At 72.9% G+C, this 18,024-nt stretch carries 17 protein-coding genes; 9 read left to right on the top strand and 8 right to left on the bottom strand.

The genetic code is table 11. From position 1 onward, the window contains the following. Positions 1–58 precede the first annotated feature (58 nt). From recD2 to IAG42_RS22960, 5 genes are read right to left on the bottom strand one after another with little or no spacing between them, the layout of a single operon-like run. Positions 59–2,317, bottom strand: coding sequence for an SF1B family DNA helicase RecD2 (gene recD2 / locus IAG42_RS22980; protein ID WP_188338841.1), 2,259 nt, complete (start codon positions 2,315–2,317; stop codon positions 59–61). Between the two features lie 45 nt (positions 2,318–2,362). After that, on the bottom strand, positions 2,363–2,827 hold the full coding sequence (locus tag IAG42_RS22975; protein ID WP_188338840.1) for a MaoC family dehydratase: 465 nt from the start codon (positions 2,825–2,827) through the stop codon (positions 2,363–2,365). 13 nt (positions 2,828–2,840) lie between these two features. After that, entirely contained in the window at positions 2,841–4,340 is a 1,500-nt protein-coding gene (locus IAG42_RS22970) for an acyl-CoA synthetase (protein ID WP_188338839.1), read from the bottom strand. Between the two features lie 36 nt (positions 4,341–4,376). After that, positions 4,377–5,267, bottom strand: coding sequence for an amidohydrolase family protein (locus IAG42_RS22965; RefSeq protein WP_188338838.1), 891 nt, complete (start codon positions 5,265–5,267; stop codon positions 4,377–4,379). Position 5,268: 1 nt separating this feature from the next. Beyond that, positions 5,269–6,183, bottom strand: coding sequence for an SDR family NAD(P)-dependent oxidoreductase (locus tag IAG42_RS22960; protein WP_188338837.1), 915 nt, complete (start codon positions 6,181–6,183; stop codon positions 5,269–5,271). Between the two features lie 218 nt (positions 6,184–6,401). Between IAG42_RS22960 and IAG42_RS22955 the strand changes: the two genes are divergently transcribed. Further along, entirely contained in the window at positions 6,402–6,827 is a 426-nt protein-coding gene (locus IAG42_RS22955) for a MarR family winged helix-turn-helix transcriptional regulator (RefSeq protein ID WP_188338836.1), read from the top strand. 108 nt (positions 6,828–6,935) lie between these two features. Continuing rightward, a complete protein-coding gene (locus tag IAG42_RS22950) occupies positions 6,936–7,244 on the top strand; it encodes an SCO4225 family membrane protein (RefSeq protein ID WP_188338835.1) in 309 nt (102 codons plus the stop codon). A gap of 582 nt (positions 7,245–7,826) precedes the next feature. Here the strand turns inward: IAG42_RS22950 and IAG42_RS22945 are convergent. Further along, positions 7,827–8,399 carry a hypothetical protein gene (locus IAG42_RS22945; RefSeq protein WP_188338834.1) on the bottom strand — a complete coding sequence of 191 codons (573 nt, stop codon included), beginning with the start codon at positions 8,397–8,399 and terminating at the stop codon, positions 7,827–7,829. 259 nt (positions 8,400–8,658) lie between these two features. Here IAG42_RS22945 and IAG42_RS22940 point away from each other — a divergent pair, with 259 nt between their 5' ends. The 6 genes from IAG42_RS22940 (at position 8,659) to IAG42_RS22915 (ending at position 15,246) form a co-directional block, all read left to right on the top strand. Next, entirely contained in the window at positions 8,659–9,714 is a 1,056-nt protein-coding gene (locus IAG42_RS22940; RefSeq protein WP_188338833.1) for a LacI family DNA-binding transcriptional regulator, read from the top strand. Next, entirely contained in the window at positions 9,711–11,273 is a 1,563-nt protein-coding gene (locus tag IAG42_RS22935) for a sugar ABC transporter ATP-binding protein (RefSeq protein WP_188338832.1), read from the top strand. Before IAG42_RS22940 ends, IAG42_RS22935 begins: the two co-directional genes overlap by 4 nt. Further along, entirely contained in the window at positions 11,254–13,215 is a 1,962-nt protein-coding gene (locus IAG42_RS22930; RefSeq protein WP_188338831.1) for an ABC transporter permease/substrate-binding protein, read from the top strand. Before IAG42_RS22935 ends, IAG42_RS22930 begins: the two co-directional genes overlap by 20 nt. 45 nt (positions 13,216–13,260) lie before the next feature. Next, on the top strand, positions 13,261–14,160 hold the full coding sequence (locus IAG42_RS22925) for a ribokinase (RefSeq protein ID WP_188338830.1): 900 nt from the start codon (positions 13,261–13,263) through the stop codon (positions 14,158–14,160). Continuing rightward, positions 14,157–14,546, top strand: coding sequence for a D-ribose pyranase (gene rbsD / locus IAG42_RS22920; RefSeq protein ID WP_188338829.1), 390 nt, complete (start codon positions 14,157–14,159; stop codon positions 14,544–14,546). Before IAG42_RS22925 ends, rbsD begins: the two co-directional genes overlap by 4 nt. A 262-nt stretch (positions 14,547–14,808) precedes the next feature. Then, on the top strand, positions 14,809–15,246 hold the full coding sequence (locus IAG42_RS22915; protein ID WP_188338828.1) for a DUF937 domain-containing protein: 438 nt from the start codon (positions 14,809–14,811) through the stop codon (positions 15,244–15,246). On the opposite strand, the gene IAG42_RS22910 is transcribed toward IAG42_RS22915, so the two are convergent. Continuing rightward, the gene (locus IAG42_RS22910; RefSeq protein WP_188338827.1) at positions 15,218–15,916 is read right to left on the bottom strand and encodes an ABC transporter ATP-binding protein; all 699 of its coding nucleotides are present in this window, start codon (positions 15,914–15,916) and stop codon (positions 15,218–15,220) included. The genes IAG42_RS22915 and IAG42_RS22910 overlap by 29 nt on opposite strands. Further along, positions 15,913–17,040, bottom strand: coding sequence for an ABC transporter permease (locus tag IAG42_RS22905; RefSeq protein ID WP_188338826.1), 1,128 nt, complete (start codon positions 17,038–17,040; stop codon positions 15,913–15,915). The genes IAG42_RS22910 and IAG42_RS22905 overlap by 4 nt, the downstream gene beginning before the upstream one ends. Before the next feature lie 146 nt (positions 17,041–17,186). Between IAG42_RS22905 and IAG42_RS22900 the strand changes: the two genes are divergently transcribed. Further along, positions 17,187–17,774: a TetR/AcrR family transcriptional regulator gene (locus IAG42_RS22900; RefSeq protein ID WP_188338825.1), complete on the top strand. Its 588-nt coding sequence runs from the start codon at positions 17,187–17,189 to the stop codon at positions 17,772–17,774. The last annotated feature ends 250 nt before the right edge of the window (positions 17,775–18,024 follow it).

Genomic DNA, 18,024 nt, shown 5'->3' with positions numbered 1-18,024 from the left:
TGCCCCCTTCGCCCTGGTTCCGGAAGGGGGCTGTGACCTTCCCGACGAATTTGATCGATCAAACTCTTTGAAGGTTCCCGCCGGAGAGCCGGAAATCGAGCGCTGTGTACCGCTTTCCGGCAGAAACCGTACGTACCGCCTGCCCGAGGGCCTTGCGTGAGCCGACGAGCACGACCAGTCTCTTCGCGCGGGTCACCGCTGTGTAGAGAAGATTCCTCTGGAGCATCATCCATGCCCCGGTCGTGACCGGAATCACCACACACGGATACTCACTTCCCTGCGAACGGTGGATCGTCACGGCGTAGGCGTGCGCGAGTTCGTCGAGTTCGTCGAAGTCGTAGGGGACCTCCTCGTCCTCGTCGGTCAGGACGGTGAGGCGCTGCTCGTCCGCGTCGAGCGAGGTGACGACGCCGACCGTGCCGTTGAACACGCCGTTCGCCCCCTTCTCGTAGTTGTTCCTGATCTGGGTGACCTTGTCGCCCACGCGGAAGACGCGGCCGCCGAAGCGCTTCTCGGGGAGCTCGGGGCGGCCCGGGGTGATCGCCTGCTGGAGCAGTCCGTTCAGCGTGCCCGCGCCGGCCGGGCCCCGGTGCATGGGCGCGAGGACCTGCACGTCGCGGCGCGGGTCGAGGCCGAACTTGGCGGGGATGCGCCGCGCGGCCACGTCCACGGTGAGCCGGCCCGCCTCCTCGGTGTCCTCCTCGACGAAGAGGAAGAAGTCCTTCAGGCCCTGGGTGAGCGGGGGCGTGCCCGCGTTGATCCGGTGGGCGTTCATGACCACGCCGGATTCCTGCGCCTGGCGGAACACCTGCGTCAGCCGGACGGCGGGCACCGGGCCGCCCTCGGCGAGCAGATCGCGCAGCACCTCGCCCGCACCGACGCTCGGCAGCTGGTCCACGTCCCCCACGAACAGCAGATGGGCGCCGGGCGGGACGGCCTTCACCAGCTTGTTCGCCAGCAGCAGGTCGAGCATGGAGGCCTCGTCGACGACGACCAGGTCCGCGTCTAGCGGCCGGTCCTTGTCGTACGCGGCGTCGCCGCCGGGCTTCAGCTCCAGGAGCCGGTGGACGGTGGAGGCCTCGGCGCCGGTCAGCTCGGCGAGGCGCTTCGCGGCGCGTCCGGTCGGGGCGGCGAGCAGCACCTTGGCCTTCTTGGCGCGGGCCAGCTCCACCACGGACCGTACGGTGAACGACTTGCCGCAGCCGGGGCCGCCGGTCAGCACGGCGACCTTCTGGGTCAGGGCGAGCCGCACCGCCTCCTCCTGCTCGGGCGCGAGCGTGGCCCCGGTCCGCTGCGCGAGCCAGGCCAGCGCCTTGTCCCAGACCACGTCCCGGAACGCGGGCATCCGGTCCTCGCCGGTCCGCAGCAGGCGCTGGATCTGGGCGGACAGCGACAGCTCGGCGCGGTGGAACGGGACGAGGTAGACGGCCGTGACCGGCTGCCCGTCCTCGCCCGGCACCCGCTCCCGGACGACGCCGGGCTCCTCTCCGCTCTCCTCGTCGGGCTCGGCGAGCGCGGCGAGGCACTCGATGACGAGGCCGGTGTCGACCTGGAGCAGCTTCACCGCGTCGGTGATCAGCCGCTCCTCGGGCAGGAAGCAGTGCCCCTGGTCCGTGGACTGCGACAGCGCGTACTGGAGTCCCGCCTTGACGCGCTCGGGGCTGTCGTGCGGGATGCCGACGGCCTGGGCGATGCGGTCGGCGGTGAGGAAGCCGATGCCCCAGACGTCTGAGGCGAGCCGGTACGGCTGGTTCTTCACGACGCCGATCGAGGCGTCGCCGTACTTCTTGTAGATCCGCACGGCGATCGATGTGGAGACCTCGACCGACTGGAGGAAGACCATCACTTCCTTGATGGCCTTCTGCTCCTCCCAGGCGTCGGCGATCTTCTTGGTGCGCTTGGGTCCGAGACCCGGCACCTCGATCAGCCGCTTGGGGTCCTGCTCGATGATGTCGAGGGTGTCGAGACCGAAGTGCTGGGTGATCCGGTCGGCGAAGACCGGACCGATGCCCTTGACCAGGCCCGAGCCCAGGTAGCGGCGGATGCCCTGGATGGTGGCGGGCAGGATCGTCGTGTAGTTCTCCACATGGAACTGCTTGCCGTACTGGGGGTGCGAGCCCCAGCGGCCCTCCATCCGCAGCGACTCCCCGGCCTGCGCGCCGAGCAGCGCGCCGACGACGGTCAGCAGATCGCCGCCGCCCCGGCCGGTGTCCACGCGCGCGACGGTGTACCCGGTCTCCTCGCTGGCGAAGGTGATCCGCTCGAGGACGCCTTCCAGCACCGCCAGGGTGCGCGCCGCCGACGCTTGGTTGGACATGCGTCGACGGTAGCGGGCGGCGCTGACAACCGTGCGGGGTCCCGTCTAGGCGTAGTGGCGGTAGATGGCCTGGGCCACGCAGGCCGGCTTGTCGGAGCCCTCGATCTCGACGGTGAACGCGAGCCGCGTCTCGACCCCGTTGCCCCGGACCTCCTCGACGGACTCGACCGCGCCGTGCAGGCGGATCCTGGCGCCGACCTTCACCGGGCTGGGGAAACGGACCTTGTCCAGGCCGTAGTTGATGCTCATCGAGGTGCCCTCGACGGCGAGCAGCCGGCCGAACAGCGGGATGATCAGGGAGAGGGTGAGGTAGCCGTGGGCGATCGGGCCGCCGAAGGGGCCGCTCGCGGCGCGCTCCGGGTCGGTGTGGATCCACTGGTGGTCGCCGGTGGCGTCGGCGAAGGTGTTCACCCGGTCCTGGGCGATCTCCAGCCAGTCGGTGCGGCCCAGGTCGGCGCCGGCCAGCGCCTTGATCTCGTCGAGGCCGGTGGCGGTGCGCAGGGCGGTCATGGTGGTGCTCCTGTCAGTTGTCCTCGGTGACGGGCGTCGCGCCGAAGAGTTCGCGGATACGGGGCTTGAGCAGCTTCCCGGCGCCGCTGCGCGGCAGGGCGTCGGCGAAGACGAGGGACTTCGGGATCTTGTAGCGGGCGAGCCGGCCGTCCAGGGACGCGAGGATGTCGGCGGCGCTCGCCCCGGCACCGGGCGCGCGGACGACGACGGCGCGGGGCACCTCGCCCCATCGGCTGTCCCGTACGCCGATGACCGCGCAGTCGGCGACGGCGGGATGGTCGTGCAGGACGTTCTCGATCTCGGCCGGGTAGATGTTCTCCCCACCGGAGATGATCATGTCCTTGGCGCGGTCGACGAGGGTGACGTACCCGTCCTCGTCGGTGCGGGCGATGTCACCGCTGTGGAACCAGCCCGCCCCCAGTACGGCCGCGGTGGCCTCGGGCCGGTTCCAGTACCCCTTCATCACGTTCGGGCCCTCGACGAGGAGTTCGCCGTACGCGGCGTCGGCGCCGGACGGGTCGACGAGGCGGACGTCGCTGAAGAAGTGCGCCACGCCCGCGCTGCCGGCCTTCTCCACGGCGTGCTCGGCGTCGAGCATGCACACCCCGGGCGCGGCCTCGGTCATGCCGTAGCCCTGGAGGAACTCGACGCCCCGCTCCTGGTACGCGCGGATCAGGGCCACCGGCACCGGGGCGCCGCCGCACAGCAGCATGCGCAGCGAGGACAGGTCGGCTCCGGTGAACCGCGGTGCGGCGGCGACCTGTTGGAACATCGCGGGGACGCCGAACATCACGGTGACCCGGTGCCGCTCGACCAGATCGAGGGTGCGGTCCGGGGCGAAGGTCTCCTCCAGGACGAGGGTGCCGCCCTTGAGGAGGGTCGGCAGACACGTCATGTTGAGGGCCCCGGTGTGGAACAGCGGGGCGGAGAGCAGCGCGATGTCGGCCCCGGCGAAGTCGCCGTCGACCAGGGCGTTCACACAGTTCCAGGTCAGGTTGCCGTGGGTCAGTACGGCTCCCTTGGCCCGGCCGGTCGTGCCGGAGGTGTACATGATGAGGGCGGCGTCGTCGAGGGTCACCGGCATGTCGAGCGGTTCGACGGTGATCCCCGCGAGCTCCCCCTCCAGGTCCGGGCCGACGGCGACGGTCCGGGGCACGCCGCACGCGGCGGCGAACTCCGCGAAGTCACCGGTGTGGACCAGGACTTCGGCCCCGCAGTCGTCGAGGCAGTGCGTCAGCTCGGGCGCGGCGAGGCGGGTGTTGAGCGGGACGAAGAGCGCGCCGAGCCGGGCGGTGGCGAACAGGGCCTCCAGGAAGGCCGGGTGGTTCGGGCCCAGGTAGGCGACCCGGTCCCCCGGGCGGATGCCCAGGCCGCGCAGGAGCAGCGCGAGGCGGGTGGTGCGGTCGTGGAGCTCGGCGTAGCTGGTCGCGCGGTCGCCGAAGACGACCGCGGTGCGCTCCGGTGTCTTGCGGGCGCGGCGGGCGGTCCAGGAACCGATGCCGTGGTCTCGCATGACGGGCCCTGCCTTTCGGACTGCTGGTGGATGGGGTCAGGCCTGGTCGAGGCCGAGGACGCGCAGGGCGTTCTCCTTGAGGATCATCGGCCTGACCTCGGGCTTGATGTCGAGCTCGGCGAAGTCGGCGAGCCACCGGTCCGCGGTGATGACCGGGTGGTCGGACCCGAACAGCACCTTCTTCTTGAGCAGGGTGTTGGCGTACCGGACGAGCTGCGGCGGGAAGTACTTCGGGGACCAGCCGGACAGGTCGATGTACACGTTCGGCTTGTGCGTGGCGACCGCCAGGGCCTCGTCCTGCCAGGGGAACGAGGGGTGCGCCAGGATGATCCGCAGTCCGGGGAAGTCGGCGGCGACGTCGTCCACAAGCATCGGGTTGGAGTGCTTGAGCCGGATGCCGCCGCCGCCCGGGACGCCCGCGCCGATCCCGGTCTGGCCGGTGTGGAAGAGGGCGGGGACGCCCAGCTCCTCGATGGCCTCGTAGAGCGGGTAGGCGAGCCGGTCGTCGGGCGAGAAGCCCTGGAGGCTGGGGTGGAACTTGAACCCCCGCACCCCGTACTCCTCGACGAGCCGCCGCGCCTGCCGCACCGCCGCCCGGCCCCGCCAGGGGTCCAGGGAGGCGAACGGGACGAGGACGTCGGCGTGTTCGGCGCAGTCCTCGGCGATCTCCTCGTTCGGGATGGGCGGGTGGCCCAGGGCGTGCTCGGCGTCGACGGTGAAGACGACGGCCGCCATGTTCCGCTGCCGGTAGTGCTCGGCGGTCTCCGCGATGGTCGGCATCCGGTGGCCGTGCGCGGCGAAGTACTTCTCCGAGGCGGCCATCAGCTCGGGGCTGAGCGAGGGGTGGCCGGTCCGGGACACCTCGGCGTGCGTGTGCACGTCGATGGCGGTCAGCCGGGCCGGGTCGAGGCGGAGGGCGGGCGCCATGTCAGGCACCGGCCGGCGGGCGCGGGGCGGGGATGCCGAAGGTCTCGGGTTCGGCGCCGACTCCGGCGGCCCAGGAGGCGGCGATGTCGTCGGCGCTCCAGCCGCCGTCCTGGAAGGCGTGCGCCTTCTCCTTCGGGTGGGCCCAGAGCGCGAGGCGGTCGCCGCCGAGGCCGATGGCCTGGCCGGTGACACCGGCGGAGGCGTCGGAGGCGAGGTAGGTGACGAGGCCGGTGACGTCGTCGACGGTGCCGAGGCCCTCGCCCCGGCGCATCCAGCGGGGCAGCGGCTCGCCGGTGCGCTCGGCCTCCTCGATGGCCGGGGCGAACGCCGGGATCGTCCGGGTCATCTCGGTGGCGGCCACGGGGATCACGGCGTTCACCGTGATGTCCGCGCGGGCCAGTTCCATGGCCCAGGTGCGGGCCATGGCGACGATCCCGGCCTTGGCCGCCGCGTAGTTGGTCTGGCCGAAGTTGCCGCGCTGGCCCGCGGGCGAGCCGACCAGGACGATCCGGCCGCCCTCGCCCTGTTCGCGCATCCGCACGGCGGCGGCGCGGGCGCAGGTGAACGTGCCGCGCAGATGGACGCGGACCACGTCGTCGAAGTCGTCGTCGCTCATCTTCCAGAGCACCTTGTCGCGCAGGATGCCGGCGTTGGTGACCAGCACGTCGAGCCGCCCGAAGTGCTCGACCGCGGCGGCGATCAGCGCCTCGGCGGCCTCCGTGGACCCGACGGCCGCGGTGACGCCGACGGCCTTGCCCCCGGCGGCCTGGACGGCGCTCACCGCGTCGGCGACGGCCTGCTCATCGACGTCGTTCACCACGACGGACGCTCCTGCGGCGCCGAGCGCACGGGCGTAGGCGAGCCCCAGCCCGCGTCCGCTGCCCGTGACGACGGCGACCTTGCCGCTCAGTTCCATGCGTGATCCCTCTTCTCCGTGCTTCTCCGTGCCGGCATCGATCTCGCCTTGATCTCGGCAGGCAATCGATCTCGGCGATCGATCTCGCCATCGACAGGATTCCTGGCGATGCGGTTCAGTCTCACGATCATCAGGATTCCTGTCAATGGGGTAGGGTCGACGCGTCGGACCACCCGGAGCGGCGGCCCGGCACCAGGCAGCAGCGATCCGGAGGTGCCATGCCCGAGCAGCCGTCCCCGTCCCTGCTCTACCTCGTCAAACGGGCCGAACTCGTCGTGCGGGCCCGCCTGGAGGAGGTCCTGAAGCCGGCCGGTGTCACGGCCCTGCAGTACACGGCGCTCACCGTCCTGGAGGTCCACGACGGCCTGACCGCGGCGCAACTGGCCCGGGACTCCTTCGTCACCGCCCAGTCGATGGCCGACATGGTCCGCACGCTGGAGGGACGCGGTTACGTGGCCCGGCACCCCAATCCGGCCAACCGCCGCGAGCTCCTCATCACCCTGACCCCGGCGGGCCGGGAGCTCCTGTCCGCGTACGCGGAGGCGGTCCGCGGCGTGGAGGACCGCATGACGGAGGGGCTGACCACGACCCAGGCCGACCAGCTGCGCACGGCCCTCGACCACGCGTGGCGCCGACTCAAGTAGGTCGTCCCGTACGGAGGCTGAGTACGCCTGCTCATGCTCCCGCGCGGCGCCGGTCCGAGCATGGACGCGTCCGGTCCCGACACCGCACGCTCTGGGGGAATCCCGTCCATGTCGATCCGCCACACACTCGTCCGCAGAACGTTCGCCAACCCGCTCTCCGCGGCCTACCTGGGCCTCGTCGGATCGGCCGTCGCCTTCGAAGTGATCGCCGCGACGGTCTCCGACCCGGGGATCGTCGGAGTGTGGCCCTTCCTCTTCACCGCCCCGACGTCCCTCGGCGCGGCCGGCGGCGTCGGAGCGGTGTGGGGCATCGACGCGCCCTACTGGCTCCTGGGAGCCGGCGTGGCCGCGAGCGCCCTCCTCCAGTCCTTCGCCCTGGGCACGACCCTGGACCTCTTCCGCACCCGACACCACTGACGCCCGAAGTGTGCCCTCAGGGGCCCGGAGCCGTACCCGCTCAGCAACTCCGTCGCAGGGCGCGACCACCAGACCCCCGGGGGCACGCGAAGCGTGCCTTCAGGGGCGCGGGGAACTGCGCGAGCGACCACGACGGCGCGGCACCCGGCAACAACCGTCAGCCCCCACGGCGGCGACGCCGAAGCTGGGGCGATGGCCCGAGCCAGAGGCGAGAGGCGCCGGGCCGGACGCGCCCCGCCAGGGGCGCGGGGAACTGCGCGAGCAACCACGACGGTGGCGCACCCAGCGACGGCGCCCAGCCCCTACGGCGGCGACGCCGCAGCCGAAGCCCCACTAGATCGCGCACCGCGCCGGGCGCCTGGCATGCGCCCCCTTCACGGAGGCACTGCCCAAGGCCGGGCGCCGGGCCGACGCCCCCGGAGGGGGTGGGTGGGTGGGAGTAGGGCTGGGGCCATAGCCCGCGCCCAGCGCGGCACCCCGCGCCGGAGGCGAGAGGCGCGGGGAACTGCGCGGCCGACCACGACGGACCGTCAGTCGCGCACACCGCGCGCCGACCCCCGCACCAAAGGGCACGGCCCCGCGCTAAATGCCCCCCATGGGCTCCGGGTCCACCCGGAGGGGGGTGCCCCAGACGCGTACGACCTCGTAGTCCGTGAACTCGTGGACCAGCCGGTACGCCATCGCCGCGTCCGGACGGCGCCGCTGCGCCGCCAGATAGAGATCCGCCTCGCGGCGGTCGTGCCGCGGGGTGCCGCACAGCTGCCAGACCTGACCGGTCCACATCTCGGGGATCCACCGCTGCTGCGGCTGCGGCCGCTCCTCCCGCGTGCCGTAGCGCGACACGACCGGCTGCTGGTCGGCGCGGGCCGGGGCCGGCCCCCCGCCGTACTCGGCGCGGCGCGCCTGCCGCCGCCGCGTCTCGCAGAGCAGGCACAGATCGGGAGCGGACTCGTCGACCGCGCCGTACGGGTGCTGCGCGCAGCGGGTCGTGGGCGCGGAGCCGGAGACCGTGTCGTCGAGCAGCTCCAGGGCCCGCTTCACATCGCCCCGCACCTCGTGGAGCTTGGCGTCCGACGCCTCCGCGGTGAGGGTCTCGCCGTGCTCGCCCAGGACCCGCAGGGCGCGGCCGAGTGCGGTGAGCTGCGCGTGGTTCACGGTCGGCTCGCTCCTTCTGCGTCTTCCATCAGATCCGCCCTCCACCATCGCACGCCGCACCGACAACCCCTCGCCCCCGACCCGGGCCACCCGGACCCCACCCCGGCGCCCGCCACATCACGATCCGGTCACGACAACCGGAACCCCCCTTGTCAGCGACCCGTGTAATCGATTCCAATCCCTCATGTAATCGATTCCATGCACATGTGCGCCCACCACACCGCACATGAGCCCCGCAGCCACAAGGAGGTGGCCCGCGATGGCGAGCATCAAGGACGTCGCGGCCGCGGCCGGAGTCTCGGTCGCCACGGTCTCCCGCGTCCTGAACAGCCACCCGTCGGTCAGCCCGGACGCCAGGACGCGCGTGCTGGCCGCCGTGGAGTCGCTCGGCTACCGGCCCAACGCCGTGGCCCGCTCCCTGCGCACCGACCAGACCCGCACCCTCGGCCTGGTCATCAGCGACGTGCTGAACCCGTACTTCACCGAGCTGGCCCGCTCCGTCGAGGAGGAGGCCCGCGCCCTCGGCTACAGCGTGATCATCGGGAACGCCGACGAGCGCCCCGACCTCCAGGACCACCACGTCCAGAACCTGCTGGACCGCCGCGTCGACGGCCTCCTGGTCTCCCCGACGGACGGCGGCTCCCCGCTGATGCTGGCCGCGGCCCGCGCCGGCACCCCGATGGTCTTCGTCGACCGCTGGATCCCCGGCGTGGACGTACCGGTCGTGCGCTCCGACGGCCGCGCTGCGATCCGCGACCTCGTCGCCCATCTGCACGGCCTCGGCCACCGCCGCCTCGCGATCATCGCGGGCCCGGCCGCGACGACGACCGGCAGCGAGCGCGTCGCCGCCTTCCGCGAGGCGCTCGCCCCGTACGACATCGCGCTGCCGGACGCGTACATCGGGCAGGGCGACTTCCAGGCCGACAGCGGGCGCCGGGTGACGGAGGGGTTCCTCGACCTGGCCGAGCCGCCGGAGGTCGTGTTCGCCGCCGACAACCTGATGGCGCTCGGCGCGCTCGACGCGATCCGCGCGCGCGGGCTGCGCGTCCCGGACGACATCGCTCTCGCCGCGTTCGACGACATCCCCTGGTTCGTGCACACCGCGCCGCCCGTCACGGCGATCGCCCAGCCGACCAAGGAGCTGGGCCGGGCCGCCGTCCGCGCCCTGATCGACCGCATCGAGGGCCGCACCCCGGAGTCGGTGACCCTGCCCGCCCACCTCGTCGCACGGGAGTCCTGCGGCGAGTCCCCCCAGCCCCGTCAGTCCCCCCAGTCCCCCCACCCGCTGACCTCGATGGAGAGGAGCCCCAGGTGAAACCGGACCGCAACCCGGACGAGTTGCTGCGCATCGAGGGAATCCGCAAGACGTTCCCCGGCGTCGTCGCGCTCGACAGCGTCGACTTCGACCTGCGCCGCGGCGAGGTGCACGTCCTGCTCGGCGAGAACGGAGCCGGCAAGAGCACGCTGATCAAGATGCTCTCCGGCGCCTACACGCCGGACGCCGGACGGATCACCGTGGGCGGCGACGAGGTCCGCGTGCACGGCGCGCAGGACGCCGAGAAGCTGGGCATCGCCACGATCTATCAGGAGTTCAACCTCGTCCCCGACCTGACGGTCGCCGAGAACATCTTCCTGGGACGCCAGCCGCGCCGCTTCGGGATCATCGACCGCAAGAAGATGGAGCGCGACGCCGAGGCGCTCCTCGCGCGCGTGGGCGTGCACGTGTCGCCCCGCGCGCGCGTCCGCGAACTGGGCATCGCCCGCCTGCAGATGGTGGAGATCGCGAAGGCGCTGAGCCTGGACGCCCGCGTCCTGATCATGGACGAGCCGACGGCCGTGCTGACCTCCGAAGAGGTCGAGAAGCTGTTCGCGATCGTGCGGCAGCTGCGCGAGGACGGCGTCGGGATCGTCTTCATCACGCACCACCTGGAGGAGATCGCCGCGCTCGGCGACCGCGTCACCGTCATCCGCGACGGCCGCAGCGTCGGCCAGGTCCCGGCGTCGACGCCCGAGGACGAGCTGGTCCGGCTCATGGTGGGCCGCTCCATCGAGCAGCAGTACCCGCGCGAGCGGCCCGACACCGGCGGCGCGCTGCTGAAGGTGGAGGGGCTGACCCGGGACGGCGTCTTCCACGACGTGAGCTTCGAGGTGCGGGCCGGTGAGGTCGTCGGCATCGCCGGGCTCGTCGGCGCCGGGCGCACCGAGGTGGTCCGGGCCGTGTTCGGCGCGGACCCGTACGACGGCGGCTCGGTGGAGGTGGCCGGTTCCCGGCTGCCGCGCCACGACGTGAACGCGGCGATGGCCGCGGGCGTCGGCCTCGTGCCCGAGGACCGCAAGGGCCAGGGTCTCGTCCTCGACCAGTCGGTGGAGGAGAACCTCGGGCTCGTCACACTGCGGTCCGCCTCGCGCGGCGGCTTCGTCGACCGCAAGGGGCAGCACACCGCCGCCGAGCGGATCGCCGGCCGGCTGGGCGTGCGGATGGCCGGGCTCGGCCAGCACGTGCGCACGCTGTCCGGCGGCAACCAGCAGAAGGTCGTCATCGGCAAGTGGCTGCTCGCCGACATCCGGGTGCTGATCCTCGACGAGCCGACCCGCGGCATCGACGTGGGCGCCAAGGTCGAGATCTACCAGCTGATCAACCAGCTGACCGCCGCCGGGCACGCCGTGCTCATGATCTCCAGCGATCTGCCCGAGGTGCTCGGCATGAGCGACCGCGTGCTCGTGATGGCGCAGGGCCGCATCGCCGGTGAACTCGCCGCCGAGGACGCCACCCAGGACTCCGTGATGGCGCTCGCCGTCAGCACCCCGACCGCCGTCTCCCCCACCACCCCGGACCTCGAAGAGGAGGGCTCCCGTGACCCCCGCAAGCACTGAAACGCTCAAGAACGACAAGAGCACGGCCAAGAGCGGCGGGGGCCTGCTGCGGCTGCTCCTCGACAACGGCGCGCTGACCGCGCTCGTCGTCCTGGTCGTCGTGATGTCGCTGCTCTCCGGCGACTTCCTGACCACCACGAACCTGCTGAACGTCGGCGTCCAGGCCGCCGTCACCGCGATCCTCGCCTTCGGCGTCACCTTCGTCATCGTGTCGGCGGGCATCGACCTGTCGGTCGGTTCGGTCGCCGCGCTGTCCGCGACCGTCCTCGCCTGGGCGGCGACGAACGAGGGCGTCCCGGTGCCGATAGCGGTGCTCCTCGCCGTCGTCACCGGCCTGGCCTGCGGCTTCGTCAACGGCGCGCTGATCGCGTACGGGAAGCTGCCACCGTTCATCGCGACGCTCGCCATGCTGTCGGTGGGCCGCGGTCTGTCGCTGGTGATCTCGCAGGGCTCCCCGATCCCGTTCCCGGACTCGGTCTCGCGGCTCGGTGACACGCTGGGCGGCTGGCTGCCCGTACCGGTCATCGTGATGGTCGTCGTCGGTGTCGTCACCGCGGTCGTGCTCGGCCGCACCTTCATCGGCCGCTCGATGTACGCGATCGGCGGCAACGAGGAGGCGGCCCGCCTGTCCGGGCTGCGCGTGCAGCGGCAGAAGCTCGTCATCTACGGCCTGTCCGGTCTGTTCGCGGCCGTCGCCGGCATCGTCCTCGCCTCCCGCCTGTCCTCCGCGCAGCCGCAGGCCGCGCAGGGGTACGAGCTGGACGCGATCGCCGCCGTCGTCATCGGCGGCGCCTCGCTCGCCGGTGGTGTCGGCAAGGCGTCGGGCACGTTCATCGGCGCGCTGATCCTCGCGGTGCTGCGCAACGGTCTCAACCTCCTGTCGGTGTCCGCGTTCTGGCAGCAGGTCGTCATCGGTGTCGTCATCGCGCTGGCCGTCCTGCTCGACACGGTGCGCCGCAAGGCGGGCGCGACCCCGACCGCGGCCGGCACCGGCGCGGGCGGACCGCGGCAGAAGGCTCAGTACGTCATCGCGGCCGTCGTCGCGGCGGCGATCGTCGGCGGGCTCGCGCTGTGGAACAACGGCACGTCGTCCGGCGGCAAGAAGGACCTGCGGATCGGCATGGCCGTCTCCACGCTCAACAACCCGTTCTTCACGGAGATGCGGGCCGGCGCGCAGGCCGAGGCAGAGAAGGAGGGCGTGAAGCTGACCGTCACCGACGCGCAGAACGACGCCTCGCAGCAGGCCAACCAGCTGCAGAACTTCGCCAGCGGCGGCATGAGCGCGGTCATCGTGAACCCGGTCGACTCCGACGCCGTCGGCCCGGCCGTGCGCGGCGCCAACAAGGCGGACATCCCCGTCGTCGCCGCCGACCGCGGCGTGAACAAGGCGAAGACCACGACGCTCGTCGCCTCCGACAACGTCGCGGGCGGCAGGCAGGCCGCGCGGACGCTCGCCGGCAAGCTCGGCGGCAAGGGCGAGATCGTCATCCTCCAGGGCCAGGCCGGCACGTCCGCGAGCCGTGAGCGCGGCGCCGGGTTCGCCGCGGGCATCAAGGAGTTCCCGGGCATCAAGGTCGTCGCCAAGCAGCCCGCGGACTTCGACCGCACCAAGGGCCTGGACGTCATGACGAACCTGCTCCAGTCGCACCCGGACATCGACGGCGTGTTCGCCGAGAACGACGAGATGGCGCTCGGCGCGGTCAAGGCGCTCGGTGCGAAGGCCGGAAAGTCCGTCGACGTCGTCGGTTTCGACGGCACCCCGGACGGCATCGAGGCCGTCGAGGCGGGCACCCTGTACGCGTCGGTCGCCCAGCAGCCGCGCGAACTCGGCAAGATGGCGGTGCAGAACGCGATCGAGGCGGCGCAGGACGAGAAGATCCCGTCCGCGGTGAAGGTCCCGGTGAAGGTCGTGACGTCGAAGAACGTCGCCGCCTTCAAGTGACCTCCGCGCCACCGATCTTCGAGTGACCTCAGGGAGAGGCTCAGCATGAACTCGTACGACCTGCTCGTGGTCGGCTCGGCCAACGCGGACCTCGTGGTCGGCGTCGAGCGGCGGCCCGGCGCCGGGGAGACCGTCCTCGGTTCCGACCTGGTCGTCCACCCGGGCGGCAAGGGCGCCAACCAGGCGGTCGCCGCGGCGCGGCTGGGCGCGCGCACGGCGCTGCTCGCGCGCGTCGGCGACGACGGGCACGGGCGGCTGCTGCGGGAGTCGATGGAGTCGGCGGGCGTGGACACGTCCGGCGTGCTGGTCGGCGGGGCACCCACCGGCGTCGCGCTGATCACCGTCGACCCGTCCGGCGACAACTCGATCGTCGTGTCGCCGGGGGCGAACGGACGCCTCACGCCGGACGACGTGCGGGCGGCCCGCGAGCTGTTCGCGGCCGCGCCGGTCGTCTCGACCCTGCTGGAGATCCCGCTGGACACGGTCGCCGAGGTCGCGCGGTCGCTGGCCGACGGGGCCCGCCTCGTCCTGAACCCGTCGCCGCCGGCGTCGCTGCCGGACGAGGTCCTCGCGGTGTGCGACCCGCTGATCGTCAACGAGCACGAGGCGGCCGTCATCCTCGGTACGGAGCCGGGGGCGACGCCCGAGGAGTGGGCGAAGGCGCTGCTGGAGCTCGGCCCGCGTTCGGTCGTCGTGACGCTGGGCTCCGAGGGCGCGCTGGTCGCGGACGCGTCGGGCTCGGCACGGGTGCCGTCGGTGAAGGTCGAGGCCGTCGACACGACGGGCGCCGGTGACGCGTTCACGGCGGCCCTCGCGTGGCGGCTCGGCACCGGCGCCCCGCTCGCCGACGCGGCGGCCTACGCGGCGCGGGTCGGCGCGGCGGCCGTCACGAAGGAGGGCGCGCAGGCCTCGTACCCGACGGCGGACGAGGTGGCCGCACTGTGAAGAAGGGCGGAATACTCAACCGCCACCTGGCGGGCGCCCTCGCCGAGCTGGGGCACGGGGACGGGGTCCTGGTGTGCGATGTCGGGATGCCGCTGCCGCAAGGGCCGCGGATCGTCGACCTCGCGTTCCGCGCCGGGGTGCCGTCGTTCGCCGAGGTGCTCGACGGGCTGCTGGAGGAGCTGGTCGTGGAGGCGGGCACGGCGGCGCACGAGGTGCGCGCCGCGAACCCGGCGGCGGCCGAGCTGCTGCGTGAGCACGTGCGGCCGCTGTCCTATGTCTCCCACGAGGAGCTGAAGGGGCTTGCGGCGGGGGCGCGGCTGATCGTGCGGACCGGGGAGGCGCGGCCGTACGCGAACGTGCTGCTGCGCTGCGGGGTCTTCTTCTAGCCGGGTCGTCTTCCCGCCGGGGTCGTCCGGGTACGTCATGAGCGCTGAGGGGCCCGGTCCGTGGACCGGGCCCCTCGGGCTCTCCCCTCCCCTGCGCCGGAACTTTCCTGGAAGTCCCCCCCGGGTCCCCCTCCAAAAGTTCCGACGCACGCTAGACCCGCCTTCGTGCCGGAAGGTTGTGCTCCCGGTACGAATTTCTTTGAAACCCGTACCGCGGCCGCTCCGGGTGCCGACAGGCCGGGGCGACCGTAGCGTTTGCGGCATGACCGAAGAATCGGGCGAGAAGCCGCTGGCCAGGGACGTCCTCGACGAGCTCGGCGACGACCGGCTGCGGGAGCTCGCGGGCCTGTTGGGCACGGACGCGTCGGGCGCGCGGGAGGTCGTGGACGGCACGGTGTCGGGGCTCTCCGGGGGCCTGCGGGAGCGGGCCGGGGAGAGCGCGGGCGGTGCGGCGGAGGTGCGGGACGCGCTGGCGGAGGCCGAGCAGCCACCGCTTCAAGGAGCCTTCACGCTCGGCGGGCTCGGCGGGCTCGCCTCGGGCGGCCTGATGGCCGGGCTCCTCGCGAAGCTGAGCCGGCCGGTGGCCGCCGCGGTCGCGAAGAAGACGGGGCTGCCCGTGGCGAACGTGACCCGGGGCATCGAGCTGCTGATCCCCGTGATCCTGGCCGTGCTCAGCAAGCGGGCGGGGCGCAAGCGCTGACCGGCCGGCCCGCCGCCAGGTCCAGCATGTCGAGCGTCGCGTCGGCGGCGCCGGTGACGACCGGGTCGTGGGTCGCGACGACGGTGACACAGCCGTGTTCGTGCGTGGTCCGGGCGATGAGGGCGGTCAGTTCGTCGGCGCGGGTCCGGTCGACGGCAGCCGTCGGCTCGTCGACCAGTAGGAGCTCGGGCTCGACGAGCAGCGCGCGGGCCAGCGCGACGCGTTGGCGTTCGCCGCCGGACAGCTGGTCGGGGCGGTGGCCGGTGCGGTGCCCGAGGCCGACGTCGTCGAGGAGCTCGCGGGCCCGGCCGCGCAGGGCACGGGGCCGCCGGCCGGAGAGCGAGGCGGCGGCGAGCAGTTGTTCCTCGGCGGTGAGCCCGGCGAGCAGGTTGCCGCTCTGGAACATGTAACCGATCCGGGTGCGGCGGGCGCGGGCGCGCTCCCGGTCGCCGAGGGTGGCCAGGTCCAGGTCTCCGAGCCGGACCTGCCCGGTGTCGGGCCGCAGCAGGGCGCCCGCGACGGCGAGCAGGGTGGACTTGCCGGAGCCGGAGGGGCCGACGAGGGCGGTGAGCTCGCCGGACCGGAACTCCGCGTCGACCTCGCGCAGGGCGGTCGTCCGGGAGGCTCCGCTGCCCAGGGTCACGGTGACGGCGGTGAGACGGAGGGTCATCGGGCTGCTCCCAGCATGGTCATCGGGTCGACGGTGGTGACCCGTCGCAGGGTGAGGGCGGAACCGGCCAGTCCGACGAGGACGACGGCGGCCATGGTCGTGCCGAGGGTGCCGGCGGGCAGGCTGAACGGCACCTGCTCGCCGACGAGCGCGCCGACGCCCGCGGCGAGCGCCGCGCCGAGCGCGGCTCCCGCGGACACGACGATCGCGGCCTGCGTGAGGCTGTGGCCGAGCAGCCGGCGGCGGGAGGCTCCCATCGCGCGCAGCAGGGCGAGTTCGGGGGTCCGCTGGACGGTCCACACCGCGAAGAAGGACCCGACGACGAGCGGGGCGATGAGGAAGAGGAACGTCAGGATGGAGTTCATGGTGAGCCGCTCGCCGTCGTAGCCGGGGGCGGCGCCGAAGGCGGTCTCGAGCGGCACGGTCGCGGTGTGCAGCCGGCGGTCGGCACCGGCCAGGCGTGCGGTGCCGGACCCGTCCGGCGCCCGGAGCGCCATCGCGCTGTACTGGTCCGGGAGTTCGCCGGGGGAGGTCCGGGCTCCGGGGGTGGTGAAGCGCACGCGGCGCCAGGTGTCGGTCGTGACGTACGCGGCGGCGACGTGTCCGTACGAGGAGCGGCCCGTGGTACCGACGACCTTCAGGCGGATGCCGAGCCGGTCGACGGTGAGGGTGTCGCCGATCCGGACGCCGTCGTTCACGAGCTGCCGGGACACCACGACGCCCTCGGGGCCGTCCGCGGCCAGCGGTCTGCCGGTGTCGGCGCCCGGGTCGGTGAACGCGCCGGGCTCGACGCCGAACGCGGCGAGGTCGACCTCGGTGCCGCGGTCGGTCCGGCCGCGGGTCAGGGTGACCCCGAGCGGGCTGGCCTCGACGCCCTTCTCGTGCCTCCAGCCGTCGACGGTGTCGCGGTCGACGAGACCGCGGGCGAACTGGTCGGAGTCCGATCCGGCGGCGAAGGCGATGTGGGTCGCGGGCAGCCGGCGCAGCGCGGAGACGGTGTCGTCGCCGAGGCCGGTGGTGAATCCGGAGACGATGCCGACGAGGGCGGCGACGAGCACGACGACGCTGCCCATCAGCAGGAAACGGCCTCGGGCCGCTCTCAGTTCCAGCAGGGCGAGGTACACGGTGATCCTTCCGGTCCGGGGCGTGCCCGGGCATGGGTGAGTGTGCGCGCCCCGGCGGGACTCACTTAGGGACGCAGCGTCCCCAAGATAGATGATGGCGACGCAGCGTCCCCAACAGGGCCCGGCCCGGGTCCTACACTGACCGCGTGCCCCGGATCCAAGCCGCCTCAGTCGCCGACCACCGCGCCCACCAGCGGGCCGCGCTGCTGGACGCGGCGCGGGAGGTGCTCGCGGAGGGGGACGCGTCGCAGGTCACGTTCGCGGAGATCGCCCGGCGCACCGGGCTCGCGCGCAACAGCGTCTACAAGTACTTCGCCGACCGCGGCGAACTGCTCACCGAGGTGGTACGGGAGTCCGCGCCGCGCTGGACGGCTCACATCCACGCCGCGCTGGAGGCGGCCGGGGACGCACCGCGGGACCGGATCGGCGCCTACGTCACGGCCCAACTGGAGCTGGTCCGCGACGGGGAGCACCGGATCGCGCAGGCGGTCGCGGACGCGGGGGACGCGGCGGCGCTGCGGGCGGGGGCCGGGGACGCGCACCGGGCTCTCCTCGACCCGTTGGTGCTGGCCCTGACCGAGCTGGGCGACGACACGCCGCTGCGGACGGCCCGGCTGTTGCAGGGCGTCGTCAACGCGGCGACCACGGCGATCGAGTCCGGCGACGACTACGAGGCCGTCCGCCACCGAGCCGTAGCCCTGACCACGGCCTCCCTGACGGCCCTCCCGGACTAGCCCCGGCCCCCGCAAGGAGCGCGGGGCTGTGTCCCTGTGCGGCTCCGCCGCGCGGGCGCGAGCAACCACGACGGCGGCGCACTCGACGACGATGCCCGCCCCGACGGCGGCGGCGCCGGGGGCGCACGACCGACGGCCCCGCAATGGGGCGCGGGGTCGAAAAAGGCGCAGGGCAGACGGGCCCCGTCAGGGGCGCGGGGCTGTGTCCCTGTGCGGCTCCGCCGCGCGGGCGCGAGCAACCACGACAGCG

Source organism: Streptomyces xanthii (assembly GCF_014621695.1).
GTDB classification, from domain to species: Bacteria; Actinomycetota; Actinomycetes; order Streptomycetales; family Streptomycetaceae; genus Streptomyces; species Streptomyces xanthii.
Note: the sequence above shows the minus strand (reverse complement) of the source record. Positions and strands in the feature narration are given on the sequence as shown.